Raw genomic sequence first — 13,933 nt, forward strand, 5'->3', positions numbered from 1 at the left:
GGCAAAAAAATGAACGAAAACGAAATTAGAAAATTATATGGACAAGCTGATATTGTTACTGTCTATAAAACCTTAAATTCATCACCAAAGGGTATATCTGAAGATGAGGCACACAAGAGATTAGTCAAATACGGTATTAATGAGATTAAAAAGGGAAAACAAGAGTCTGAAATCAAAATCTTTTTGAAAAATTTTATTAGTTTAATGGCTATTTTATTATGGATATCAGGATTTATTGCAATTATTTCTGGAACTGTTGAATTAGGGATTGCAATTTGGTTAGTAAATATAATTAATGGAGTATTTAGTTACTGGCAGGAGCGGCAGGCAAGAAAAGCTACTGATGCACTAAATAAAATGTTGCCAACTTATGTCCAAGTAATTAGAAGTGGCAAAAGGATTCAAATAAATGCAAAAGATTTAGTACCTGGGGATGTTTTTATTATTCAAGCAGGAAACTCTATTCCTGTTGATGCAAGATTAATTTCCGCAAATTCAATGCAAGTTGACCAAAGTGCATTAACTGGTGAATCAGTTCCGCTAATAAAAACGACCACATATAATCAAGGTCAAGGTCAACATGCTGAAAGTGATCTGATATATGCAGGAACTACTATCAGTGCAGGGACAGGTAGTGCAATTGCATATGCAACGGGCATGGATACAGAGTTTGGCAAAATTGCTAGTTTAACTCAAAAAGAAAATATTAAAAAAAGTCCTCTTCAAAAAGAGCTTGATCGCTTAACCAGGCAATTATCAATTATTTCAATAACTATTGGAATTATATTTTTTATATCTGCAATCTTTTTTGTACATTATCCAGCAGCAAAATCATTTATTTTTGCTTTAGGGATGATTGTAGCGTTTATTCCAGAGGGATTACTGCCCACAGTTACTTTGAGTTTGGCACAAGGTGTTCGTCGAATGGCAAAAAAGCACGCCTTAGTCAAAGAACTGAGTAGTGTAGAAACATTAGGTGAAACTACGGTTATTTGCTCTGATAAAACTGGAACCATTACTCAAAATCAAATGACAGTTCATTATATAAGAACTTTAAATCAAGAATACCAAGTAAGCGGTAATGGTTATTTAAATAATGGACAAGTTCAGCTTGATAAAAAACAAGTTAATTATGATCATGATCCAGATTTAGCAAGATTGATTGAAATCAGTGCATTAGATAATGATACGACACTAGAAGAAAAGCCTAATCAAAAAACTAAGATATTAGGGACACCAACAGAAGCTGCATTAATAATTATGGCTCAAAAAGCTGGTTTTAATATCCAAGACCATGAATCAAAAATGCCAAGAATCAAAGAATATCCATTTGATTCTGTGCGTAAAAAGATGAGCACTATTAATAAATTAAATGCTACTGAAAACATTTTATTAGTTAAAGGTTCATTTAGTGACATGTTTAAATATTGTGATTCAATTCAAATTAATGGGAAAATTCAACCATTAACTGACGCTATGCGCAAACAAATTACAGAAATAAATGCTTCTTATGCTAAAAAAGGCTTGCGTTCAATGGCAATGGCATACAGAATTTTGGATAACAGCGATCAAAATAATTTATCAGATGAGCAAGCGGAAAATAAGCTAACTTTTGTTGGACTGGCTACAATGAGTGATCCCCCTCGCCCAGAAATTTATGCTGCAGTAAAAAATTGTCATAACGCCAAAATCAGAATTATTATGGTAACTGGTGACTCAAAGTTAACTGCAAAATCAGTTGCAGTTCAAATAGGGATAACATCTGATAAAGCACGTGTAGTTAGTGGTGATGAGTTAGAACAAATGACTACTAGTCAATTGCAAGCTGCATTAAAAGGTGAAGTAATATTTGCTAGAGTTGCTCCTGAACAAAAATATAAAATTGTATCAACTCTACAAAAAAATGGTGAAATTGTTGCATCCACAGGTGATGGGGTCAATGATGCACCTGCTTTGAAAAAAGCTGATATTGGAATAGCTATGGGGCAAAGTGGTACAGATGTAGCTAAAGATGCTGCTAATATGATTTTAACTGATGATAATTTTGCTTCAATTGTGGCAGCAATTGAAGAAGGCAGAGCAGTATATAGCAATATACGAAAATTTTTGACTTATATTTTGACTTCAAATGTACCAGAAGCCTTTCCTTCAATTCTATTTTTGTTTTCTGTTGGATTAATTCCATTACCTATGACAATTATGCAGATTTTAACCGTTGATTTAGGTACTGACATGCTACCAGCACTGGGACTTGGTGCAGAGCCTGCAGATCCAGAAGTTATGCACGAGGCTCCAAGAAAAAGATCAGCTCATTTACTAAATAAATCAGTAATGTGGAAATCATTTTTGTGGTATGGATTAATTGAAAGTGTAGTTTCCATCGGGGCATATTTCTTTGTAAATTATCAAAATGGTTGGCCAAAGGTTGCACTTGCCGCAAGTGGACAGACATATTTAAGAGCCACTACAATAGTGCTTGGATCAATAGTGTTTTCACAAGTAGCTAATGTATTGAATTGTCGCACAAATAAGATTTCAATTTTTGAAAAGGGCTTTTTCAAAAACAAATTAATTTGGTTTGGAATTGTTTTTGAAATTTTCTTGTTCTTTATTTTAAGTGTTACCCCAGGTATTCAAAAAGTTTTCAATACTACTGCACTAAATGGACAAGATTGGTTATATTTATTTGCATTGCCAATTCCGATTATATTAATTGAGGAAATTCGCAAGAAGATTATCTATAATAGAGATAGAAAAGTTTTAAAGGAGAAATAGGAAATGAAATGGACATCAACAATTGAAGAAATCGGAGAGCAAGCTTTAAATGGAGATCATACAGTAATTTTATTTGGTCCAGATGCTACAGATAAGTTGCGGTTAGTTTCAGTTATTCAAGAGTTTGAAAAAGATAGTCCGATTAAAAATTTTGTCTTTAAAAAAGGCGACACAATTACAATTGACGGTACAACTTATGTAGCTTCTTATGTTGGACCTATGGTTGAGATGAATATGAAAGCACTAGGACATGCGACCTTATATTTTGGGGCTAGCGTGCCTAAAAATCCATTAGCCAACGCAATTTATTTAGAAACTGCCAAAGACGCCAAAGTACCTGAATTCAAATTAAATGATTGGATAATGTTCGAACATAAATAAAGAGGCATATGTATGAATGAAAAATCATCTAACACTGAGCATAGAAATGTCTTTACAACTTGGTTTTTGAATAATCGTTTGAGTGTAGCGCTGATCAATTTATTTTTGTTTTTTCTAACAATCTGGATGTTCAATCAAATATCATTTGTTTTAAATCCATTTTGGGTATTTGTTAATGCAATTTTTCCACCATTGTTACTAGCTGGATTGCAATATTATTTAATGAATCCCATGGTTGATTGGTTAGAAAATAAATACAAAGTGCCACGGGTATTATCAATTTTAGTTATATTTATTATTGTGTTAGCTACTATAGTTTGGATGATTACATCATTAATTCCTGTAATTCAACATCAAACAGATGCCTTGATCAAAAATTGGCCCAAAATTTGGAATAATGCAGTAAATACATTTCAAGATGCTTTAAAGGATCCAAGATTAAGTCCAATCAAAAAAAATATTAACCAAATGGTTGATGATACTCAAAAAACTTTGTTTAAAGCAAAAAGTAATCCATTACTTGCAACAATGGGAAATTTGAGTTCTGCAGTTAGTGTTGTAACGATGATTTTTATGACCTTATTAACAGCACCATTTGTTTTATTCTTTATGTTAAAAGATGGACATAAATTGCGTCCATATATTGTGCAATTTTTCCCAAAGCGTTGGCAAAAAACTTCAAATGATTTATTGCATGATATTAATAATGCTATTGCTGCATATATCCGTGGGCAATTAACAGTTGCTTTTTGGGTTGGGGTAATGTTCAGTATTGGGTACACCATAATCGGGTTGCCTTATGGAATTGCTTTAGCGGTAATTTCGGCAGTGATGAATTTAATACCATATTTTGGTACTCCAATTGCAATGATTCCAACTTTTATAATTGCCGCAATAACTTCATTTCCAATGTTAATTAAAGTTTTAATTGTTTTTGCAATTGAACAGACTTTAGAAGGAAGAGTAATTGGACCATTAGTTGTAGGTAATAAGATGAACATGAATCCTGTAACGACTATTTTACTTTTAATTGGAGCAAGTGCAGTTTCTGGATTATGGGGTGTAATTTTTGGAATTCCAACATATGCAGTTTTGAAAATTGTCGTTTCTCGCGTGTATAATTATTATCGCAAGACATCGCGAGTATACAAAGAAACAGATATTTCAAAATCTGAAGTCAAAAAAGAATAACTTAGCGCGATGCAATTGCATCGCGTTTTATATTAATAAAGAGGTAAAAATGACGAATCACATAGTATTATATGAACCATTAATGCCAGCAAATACTGGTAATATAGCTAGAACTTGTGCTGGTACTAATACGGTTTTAGATTTAATTGAACCATTGGGTTTTCAATTAGATAATAAAAAGATGAAGCGAGCAGGATTAGATTATTGGGATAAAGTTGAAGTTCATCTTCATGATGATTTACAAGCTTTTTTACAAACATTGACTGATCAAGATGAACTATACTTAATATCTAAGTTTTCATCAAAAAGTTACACTGATGTGGATTATAATGATGAGAATAAGAATTATTATTTTATCTTTGGTAAAGAAACTACTGGTTTACCAGAGACATTTATGCGAGAATATTATGAGCGCAATTTGCGAATTCCGATGTCTGACAACATTCGTGCATATAACTTATCCAATTCAGCTGCAATGGTAATAATGGAAGCTATGCGCCAGCAAGGATTTCCTGGATTAGAGATGAGTCATCATTATGAAAATGATAAATTAAAAGATGATTATAATCGACATGACCGTTATGAACGCAATTTAGGTGATTAAAAATGGATATAAAAAAAGAAACAGAAATCTTAGTACAGTCGTTTCATTTTGACATCAATGAAAAAAATAAAATTAAAAATGATGTTAATTTTGGCTTACGTCCAGTAAAACCAAAAGATCAATTAAAAGCTAATGATCAAGATAGCTATTTTGAATTAGCAGTAACTTTCGAAGTGGCTCCAGCTCCTGGTAATTTCACAGTAAGTGGATTAATTAATCAAATTGTGTGTTTGCAAAGCTATCAGGGAGATGGTAGCGATTTAAGTGCAGCCGACTATACTTTATTATCAAGACCTTTAGTGGAATATATTGAAACTTTGACTTATCAAGTAACCCAAGTTGTATTCGACAATCCAGTTAATTTGAATTTTAAAGCTAATTTTTAAAAAGGACAATTTGAATGGCAAGAACTAAAAAAAGAACTAGGAATAAAAAAAAGAAAAAGACCCAACAAACAAAATTAAATTGGGTCATTTTTGGCATTCTCTTAGTTTTGCTTGGAGTATTGTCAATTTTAAAATTAGGATTTTTAGGTAGACAAGTAACTAATTTAATTAGATTGTTTGTTGGAGATAGTTATATATTTGCAAGTGCATTATTAGTTTTATTTGGATTAGTGATGATAATTTATAATTCTCCAATTAAGATTGGTTTTAAGCGTACAACAGGATTAATAATTGCATATCTTGGATTATTAACAATTTTAAGTGATAATTTTTTTACACAACAACAAGTACATCAAGAATTTATTAATGCGTTTTGGTATCAAATAAACAGTGAATTTGCGCGAGCAAATATTACTACTAATGTTGGTGGTGGAATAATAGGGACTGCAATTTATCAGTTTTTGTATCCCTTAATTGGTAATTTGGGTCTAAAAATTGTCAGTTATTTAGTAATTCCTATTGGAATTTTGATGTTTTTTGATGTCAAATTTCGTAGTGTAATTTCTGTTTTTCAAAATTATAGCCAAGATATCATTGATAAAAATAAAAAAGCAAGCGATATGATAAAAGATAGATATGATGACGCAAAACAAAAATATCAACAAAAAAAGTTAGAAAATCGCGAAAAATTGCAAGATCCTTGGCAAGATTCTGTAGAACTTAAAAAGTCTGTTGATACATCTGAAGAAGTAATACCAAAACCTGGTGAAACAGCTGAATCAAGTATCCCAATTGAAAAGCCAATAAAGCATCAGGAACCTACAATTCAAATTGCAACTCACCCCAAGCCAGATGTGTTGCCTAAATCGCATTCATATACAGATGATGATCAAAAAATGCACCAAGAATTAGATACTATTGATCATGGTGAATTACCTGCCAAAACAGACATTAATAAAAATTATAAAAAACCGCCTTTGACTTTACTTGATCCAATTAAAGATGTAGATCAACAAGAAGATGAAGACCAAATTAAGAAAAATACACAAATCTTAGAATCAACTTTTAAGAGTTTTGGGGTTCATGTCATTGTTAAAAAAGCAATTTTGGGTCCAACCGTTACTCGTTATGAAGTTCAACCAGCAGTTGGTGTAAAAGTCAGTCGAGTGGTTAATTTGACTGATGATTTAGCATTGGCGCTTGCAGCAAAAGATATTAGAATAGAAGCCCCTATTCCTGGAAAGCCATTAATTGGAATTGAAGTGCCAAATAAAACTACTATGGCGGTTTCTTTTAAAGATGTAATGCAAAATCAAGATAGCAAAGCAAAAAAATTACCTCTTGATGTACCTTTAGGTAAAGATGTTACAGGCAAGATTATATCTACTAATTTGACTAAAATGCCTCATATGTTAATTGCAGGTTCAACTGGATCGGGTAAGTCAGTGGCAATCAATGTGATGTTAACCAGTATTTTAATGAAGGCACTGCCAGAACAAGTTAAACTAGTTTTAATTGACCCTAAAATGGTTGAACTATCAGTGTATAGTGGGGTGCCACATTTATTGATTCCAGTAGTTACTGATGCAAAATTAGCAGCTAATGCATTACATAAAACTGTTAAAGAAATGGAACGACGCTACAAATTATTTGCGGCAGGAGCGGTACGAAATATTACTGAATATAACCATAAAGTCAATCTTAATAATCAAGATAAGCAAAAGCCAGTGATGGAACGCTTGCCTTATATTGTAGTAGTTGTTGATGAATTAAGTGATTTGATGATGGTTGGTGGACGCGAAGTCGAAGATGCAATTGTTAGATTGGGTCAGATGGCACGTGCTGCAGGGATTCATATGATTTTGGCAACACAAAGACCAAGTGTTGATGTCATTACTGGTTTAATTAAAGCAAATGTACCTTCAAGAATTTCATTTGCAGTATCTAGTGGAGTAGACTCTAGAACAATTTTGGATCAAGTTGGCGCAGAAAAATTATTAGGACGCGGAGACATGTTGTATATGCCAATTGGAGCCTCTAAGCCAGAACGTATTCAAGGAGCATATATTTCTGTTGAAGAAGTTGAAAAAGTTGTTTCATGGGTCAAAAACCAGCAACAAGCTCAATATGATGAAACTATGATTCCAAAACAAGGTGAGTCTAATAATTCACAAACTACAGATGATCCAGAAGATGAGTTTTATAGCCAAGCAGTAAGTTTGGTAAGAAAACAGCAAAGTGCAAGTGTTTCAATGTTGCAGCGACGTTTTAGAATTGGTTATAATCGCGCTGCCAGAATTGTTGACGAAATGGAAGCTAGAGGAATAGTTGGACCATCTGAAGGGTCAAAACCTCGCCAAGTATTATTACCACCTGAAGATAATAAGGAAAATGCTAATGACAAATAATATTTCTATAAAAGAAAATAAACAATTTACAACTGGTTTTATGGGATGCTTTCTAAGGTTGCCACTTACTACAAAAAACTTTGCTTTAGTCAATTTATTAAGTCGAATTCAATCAAGTATAAGCAAAGAATTTGGCAGTATTCCTGAACAAATTCAAGCATTAACTAAGCTATATAATCTTGAATTAAGCATAACACCACAACTTTTTGGGAATGAAATAGTCTTAAGCTATGCTGCAGAATTTATTGAACCTACTGAGGTAATGGATTCTGATTATACTTATGAACAAATTTTGCATGTGTTTTCTAGTATTGTTCAACATCCTGATTTTAATGAGGATATTATTGATTTTTGTAAAAAGCAAATTCATTCAGATTATCAAGAAATAGCAGATAGTCCAGCAGATTATGCTATTGAAAAGTATTTTAAGTATTGGTATTCAGCAGTCCCTGACTATGCGCAGGGATATTTTGGATCTTTAGATGAGATTGATAAAATTCAACTTGAAGATTTGAAATTGTTTTTTAGATCTATAAAACATTTTCCTGCAACCATCTTGGCAAGTACACGTAATGTTAACTTAGTTCAAGAACTAATCAAACAAGAATTTACTAGTTTTGATTTGAATCAAGATTTTTTGGTCAATGATTTAATAATACGTGTGGCGCCAACTAATCTTATTGAAAAAATAGAAGATAAGCATTCTAATCAAGCAAACTTATTGCTTGGGTATCAAAATATTAAAGAAAGTACTTTTCAAGATAAGATGACTTCATTTGTTTTAGAGCAATATTTAGCAGGAGATGAATCTTCAGTTTTATTTAGAAGAGTGCGCGAAGAACTAGGTGCAGCATATGCAATAGATGCATCTAGTTATCCAAATAATTCGCTTATGCTAATATCTGCTGGGATAGATCCTGAAAAAGTACAAAAAGTAAAAGATATTGTTTCAAAAGAAGTTGAAAAAATTCAAAATGGACAAATAGATTTATCTTTATTGAAAAAGTCTCGAAAAGCAGTGATTAGAAATTATTTGATTCGACTTGACCGCCAGCAAGTTCAAATAATGTATCGCTTGACCCATATTTTAATTGGAAGCCCAATTGATGATCGAGTTGAATTTGTCAAAAAAGTTACTCCAGCACAATTGAAAAAAGTTGCTAATAGGTTAGTTTTGAAAGAAAGTTATTGCGTAAAATGAAGAAACCACAGATTTATAAACAAAAATATGAATCAGGCTTTTCTGGTTTGATAATTAAAAGACCCAAATTTAATCAGCGCTTTTTTGGTATTATGGTAAATTTTGGTAGTAGTGATGAAAATCAAGTTGCAGGTACTGCCCATTTTTTAGAGCATAAACTTTTTGCTAAAAAATCAGGTGATATTTCGTTGCGCTTTGAAGAAATTGGTGCTAGCGTTAATGCCTTCACTACGTATAACAAAACTATGTTTTATGCTAGTTGTGTAAATCATGATAGCAAAGTAATTGAACTAATTTTTGAATTAGTTGGGAAACCGTATTTTACTGACCAAAATGTTGCAAATGAAGCTCCCATTATCAAACAAGAACTTGCTATGTATCAAGATTATCCAACTTGGGATGCAATGAATGCAGTTTTAAAAAATATGTTTGGTAAATCAAATCTTGCAACTGATATTGCAGGGACGAAGACAACAATTGACCAAATTAATGCGAAGAGTTTAGAAAAAACATACTCAGAAAATTATCGAGCTCAAAATTTAGAATTTGTTGCTGTAGGTGATTTCTCCGATACTGAAATAGAAAAAATTGATGAACAAGTTCAAAAATTACAGAAAAAATATTTCAAAATAAAAGATGCACCTAAAATTATTAGAACAAGTTACCAAGGTGAATTTAAGCGAGAAATACTTAATTCTAAAAATCAAGCTTCTCAAATTGCAGTAGGCGTTTTTTTGCCAGATTTTAAGAATTTTTTAGCAAGTAATGATTTAGTACAAATTTTATTGCAAATCATGCTAGAATCTAAATTGGGCATGATGGGATCATGGTTCAAACATCAACAAGATGCAGGATTACTTCATAATTCATTGCAAATTGGTGTTAATCATACCAGACAAGGCAATTTTATTTTGATTTCTGGTACTAGTCCATATGCTAAAAAACTACTTGATGAGATTTTGAAGGAATTATCTGTGCCACTTATCCATGGTAAAAATGACACACCAGAATTTTATAGCTTTTTGTTTAAAATATTAAAAAATGAATGGTTTGCTCATTTGATTCGTAGTTTTAATGATGAATCGGCTATGGCAATTGAATTTGCAGAAAATAATATGGATCATGAAGATATTTTTAATAATATTCAATTTATGCAAACAATGAGTTTTTCAAAATATCAAAAAATATGTGACAATATTATGAAACAAAGTAAAATTACTGGGTGTGCGATTATTGGAACAGAAAGAAGATAATAAAATTTGAAAAGAGCAATAGTTTTTGGCGCAAGTGGTGATATTGGTCAGGCTATTTGCTATCAAATGGCAAAAGAAGGCTGGTCGATATATTTGCATTATGTTAATAATGATGTGCTAATTACCAAAATACAAAAGAAGATGCAAACAAAATATCCAAACCAAGATTTTTTCAAAATTAAGTTAGATTTTCTAGCTGATGATAAACAATTAGAGTCATTTGTTAATGGGTTATTTTCTGTTAATGCTGTAATTTTTGCACAAGGGATTACCCATTATGGATTGCTTGGACAAGAAAAGCTGGATAGCATTTCAAAAATAATGAATATTAATCTAGTAACACCAATTAAGTTAGTAAAATTATTTGAAAAAATGCTGTTAAAACAAGATTTTGCAAGAATCATTTTTATAGGTTCTGTTTATGGTCTGCAAGCTAGTGCATTAGAATCAGTGTATAGCTCAACTAAAGCTGGAATCAGTAGATTTGCTCAAGGATATAGTCGAGAAACTGCATCAAGTAATCTAACAGTAAATGTATTAGCACCAGGTGCGGTTGATACTAAAATGAATAATATTTTTTTAGAGCATGATTTAATTGCATTAAAAGCTGAAATTCCTGCATCAAGATTTGCTAAAGTAGAAGATATTAGTTATTGGACTAGTGTTTTATTAAATCAAAAATCAAGTTATCTAACCGGACAAACTATCGCAATTAGTGGTGGATGGTTAGTTTGATTAAAGTATTTATGGTATACTCAAATTTGTTAATTTTAAGATATTTAAGGGGTTAATATGACCGATATAGGAGAAAAATTACGTACTGCGCGTGAAGCAATGGGATTGTCTATTGCAGATGTTGAAAAGACAACTAAAATACAAGCTAGATATTTAAATGCTATTGAAAATGATGATTTTGATAAATTACCTGGTGATTTTTATACCAGAGCTTTTATTAGACAATATGCTCAAGTGGTTGGCTTAGATGGCAAGAAATTATTGGCTGATTTCCATAAAGATGTACCAGAATCAAAACCTGATGAATATGTTGAAGATTCTGTTGATAATAAAACAGAAGAAGTTAAAAAAACAACTAATAATAAAAAAAGCCAGGTACAAAAATATTTACCAAGAATTGCAACAATTGCTGGAATTGTCATTGTAGTAATTATTATTTATATTGTCTTCACCAGAATAGCTGGGGGTTCTAATAAGCAAGCAGAACCTGACAATAATGTAACAGTATCATCACAAACTAGTTCTTCTAAATCTTCTAGCACAAATCCAGTCAGAGTAAGCGCTGAAGGTGATAATATTTTTAGGGTAACTGGATTGAAAGCAGATCGTAAATTAGTGATTACTGCTGGCGCAAATGACACTTTCATGCGTGTATCATTTGATGGTAATCCAAAATACGCTCGAGTATTAGCTGCAGATGATCGTTATGAAGTTAACGTACCAAAAGATGTTAATTCAATTAGTATTCGCTTTAACGATGCAAGTGGAACTAAAGTCACTATTGGTGGCAAAAAAGTTCCCTATGACGCAACTGAAGGTCCTATGAATTTACAATTACTTTTGGGAAAGAAAGCTAAAATTTCAGATAATAGCAATCATACAAATAATAATGTGAACACTCAAACTTCCCAATATCAACAACCTCAAACAAATAATCAACCACAAAATAATACTGGAACTTATTCAAATAGTGCACAATCAAGAACTCAACAAAGTGTACGTCAATCAGCTCCTCAAACAAATAATCAAGTTCAAAATAATACTCAAAAACCATCTCAACCACAAAATAACACTCAACAAAATCAACAACAAACAGCCCCACAAACCAATGGAGGCAATAAATAATAATGAATTTACCTAATAAATTAACCACATTTAGAATTATTTTGATTCCAGTATTTATGTTGTTAATTATCTTTAATTTTCCTGCTGGAAGTTTTACCTTACTAGGAACAACAGTACCTTGGAGTCAATTAGTCGCAGCAGTTGTGTTTGCTGTTGCTTCTTATACTGATTATCTAGATGGGCATATTGCACGTGCACGTGGATTAGTAACTAATTTTGGAAAATTTGCTGATCCACTAGCTGATAAGATGTTAGTAATGACTGCATTTATCTTTTTAGTAGCTATGGGCAAGGCGCCTGCATGGGTGATTGCAATTATTGTATGCCGTGAGTTAGCAGTTACTGGATTACGTTTATTATTGGTTGAAAATAAAGGTCAAGTATTAGCTGCAAAAATGCCAGGGAAAATAAAGACTACAACTCAAATGTTGGCGATTATCATTTTACTTTTAAATAATTTGTTTTTTGGTAAGATTCCAATGGGTGAAATAATGCTTTATATTTGCTTATTCTTTACAATTTATTCTGGTTGGGATTATTTCTATCAATCAAGAAATGTATTTAAAGGTGAGCTTTAAAATTTTTTTGACGAGTTTTGGTTAAAATTCGTCTTTTTTGTTGTAATTATATTATGGGGGATTAACTACATAGAACGTTTGTTTGCAAAAAGCTTGTAATTATTCACTCAAAAAAAGTATAATGTAATGTATATTTAACAGCTTAAGGGGGAAGAACTTTGGCTCAAGACGAAAAACAAGCTGCATTAGCAGCTGCTTTAAAAAAAATTGAGAAGAACTTTGGTAAAGGCGCAGTTATGCGTATGGGTGAAAAAGTTGATACTAAGATTTCAACTGTTCCAACCGGTTCTTTAGCTTTAGATGCTGCAGTTGGCGTAGGAGGATATCCTCGCGGTAGAATTATTGAAGTATATGGCCCAGAATCTTCTGGTAAGACTACAGTTGCACTGCATGCAGTAGCTGAAGTGCAAAAAAGAGGCGGAACAGCAGCTTATATTGATGCTGAAAATGCGATGGATCCCGCATATGCCAAAGCATTAGGAGTAGATATTGATTCATTGATTTTATCTCAACCAAATACTGGTGAAGAAGGATTGCAAATTGTTGATACTCTAATTTCTAGTGGTGCGGTAGATATAGTAGTTGTCGATTCTGTCGCAGCATTAGTTCCGCGCGCCGAAATTGAAGGTGAGATGGGCGATGCACATGTTGGGCTGCAAGCTCGATTAATGAGTCAGGCATTAAGAAAATTATCAGGAACAATTTCTAAGACAAAAACAATTGCAATTTTTATTAATCAGATTCGTGAAAAAGTGGGAGTTATGTTTGGCAATCCTGAAACTACTCCTGGCGGTCGTGCCTTGAAATTTTATTCAACCATTCGACTAGAAGTTAGACGTGCTGAGCAAATTAAGCAATCTAGCGATGTTATTGGTAATCGTGTCAAAATCAAAGTTGTTAAAAATAAAGTGGCACCACCATTTAAAGTTGCAGAAGTGGATATCATGTATGGTAAAGGGATCTCGCAATCTGGCGAATTACTTGATATGGCTGCTGATAAAGATATTGTTAATAAAGCTGGTTCATGGTATTCATATAATGATGAACGAATTGGTCAAGGACGTGAAAATGCTAAGACATACTTAGTTGAACATCCTGATATGTACCAAGAAATTATGGAAAAAGTTCGTGATGCTTACGGTATGGGTAGTGGATCTGATTCAGATGATAACGATAAAAAAGATACTAATGAAGAAACAAAAACTGCCAGTAAAAGCAAAAAATAGTGAAGAGATAAAGTTAGACTTGAAAATTTAGTTTCAAGTCTTTTTTCATGTTAATTGACATCTGCAATAT

At 32.4% G+C, this 13,933-nt stretch carries 12 protein-coding genes; all 12 read left to right on the top strand.

The window, feature by feature from the left end; all coding sequences use genetic code 11:
* Window positions 1–9 precede the first annotated feature (9 nt).
* The 12 genes from AC38BG_RS04275 (at window position 10) to recA (ending at window position 13,863) form a co-directional block, all read left to right on the top strand.
* Window positions 10–2,775 (top strand): cation-translocating P-type ATPase, encoded by a 2,766-nt coding sequence (locus tag AC38BG_RS04275; RefSeq protein ID WP_489936634.1) that lies wholly within the window; start codon window positions 10–12, stop codon window positions 2,773–2,775.
* A gap of 3 nt (window positions 2,776–2,778) precedes the next feature.
* Entirely contained in the window at window positions 2,779–3,156 is a 378-nt protein-coding gene (locus tag AC38BG_RS04280; protein WP_489936635.1) for a PTS glucitol/sorbitol transporter subunit IIA, read from the top strand.
* A gap of 12 nt (window positions 3,157–3,168) precedes the next feature.
* Window positions 3,169–4,347, top strand: coding sequence for an AI-2E family transporter (locus AC38BG_RS04285; RefSeq protein ID WP_489936636.1), 1,179 nt, complete (start codon window positions 3,169–3,171; stop codon window positions 4,345–4,347).
* A gap of 49 nt (window positions 4,348–4,396) precedes the next feature.
* Window positions 4,397–4,951 carry a tRNA (cytidine(34)-2'-O)-methyltransferase gene (locus tag AC38BG_RS04290; protein WP_489936637.1) on the top strand — a complete coding sequence of 185 codons (555 nt, stop codon included), beginning with the start codon at window positions 4,397–4,399 and terminating at the stop codon, window positions 4,949–4,951.
* Between the two features lie 2 nt (window positions 4,952–4,953).
* Complete coding sequence (locus tag AC38BG_RS04295) at window positions 4,954–5,337, top strand: DUF1149 family protein (RefSeq protein WP_489936638.1); 384 nt, start codon at window positions 4,954–4,956, stop codon at window positions 5,335–5,337.
* 14 nt (window positions 5,338–5,351) lie between these two features.
* A complete protein-coding gene (locus AC38BG_RS04300; RefSeq protein WP_489936639.1) occupies window positions 5,352–7,745 on the top strand; it encodes a DNA translocase FtsK in 2,394 nt (797 codons plus the stop codon).
* Window positions 7,735–8,946, top strand: coding sequence for a M16 family metallopeptidase (locus AC38BG_RS04305; RefSeq protein ID WP_489936640.1), 1,212 nt, complete (start codon window positions 7,735–7,737; stop codon window positions 8,944–8,946). The genes AC38BG_RS04300 and AC38BG_RS04305 overlap by 11 nt, the downstream gene beginning before the upstream one ends.
* Entirely contained in the window at window positions 8,943–10,199 is a 1,257-nt protein-coding gene (locus tag AC38BG_RS04310) for a M16 family metallopeptidase (protein ID WP_489936641.1), read from the top strand. The genes AC38BG_RS04305 and AC38BG_RS04310 overlap by 4 nt, the downstream gene beginning before the upstream one ends.
* Window positions 10,200–10,205: 6 nt before the next feature.
* A complete protein-coding gene (ymfI, locus tag AC38BG_RS04315) occupies window positions 10,206–10,934 on the top strand; it encodes an elongation factor P 5-aminopentanone reductase (RefSeq protein ID WP_489936642.1) in 729 nt (242 codons plus the stop codon).
* Window positions 10,935–10,991: 57 nt separating this feature from the next.
* A complete protein-coding gene (locus tag AC38BG_RS04320) occupies window positions 10,992–12,059 on the top strand; it encodes a helix-turn-helix domain-containing protein (protein ID WP_489936643.1) in 1,068 nt (355 codons plus the stop codon).
* Between the two features lie 2 nt (window positions 12,060–12,061).
* Window positions 12,062–12,637: a CDP-diacylglycerol--glycerol-3-phosphate 3-phosphatidyltransferase gene (gene pgsA / locus AC38BG_RS04325; RefSeq protein WP_489936644.1), complete on the top strand. Its 576-nt coding sequence runs from the start codon at window positions 12,062–12,064 to the stop codon at window positions 12,635–12,637.
* A 158-nt stretch (window positions 12,638–12,795) separates the two neighbouring features.
* Window positions 12,796–13,863 (top strand): recombinase RecA, encoded by a 1,068-nt coding sequence (gene recA / locus AC38BG_RS04330; RefSeq protein ID WP_489936645.1) that lies wholly within the window; start codon window positions 12,796–12,798, stop codon window positions 13,861–13,863.
* Window positions 13,864–13,933: the final 70 nt, after the last annotated feature.

The sequence above is a fragment of the Lactobacillus sp. M44 genome, from assembly GCF_058130005.1.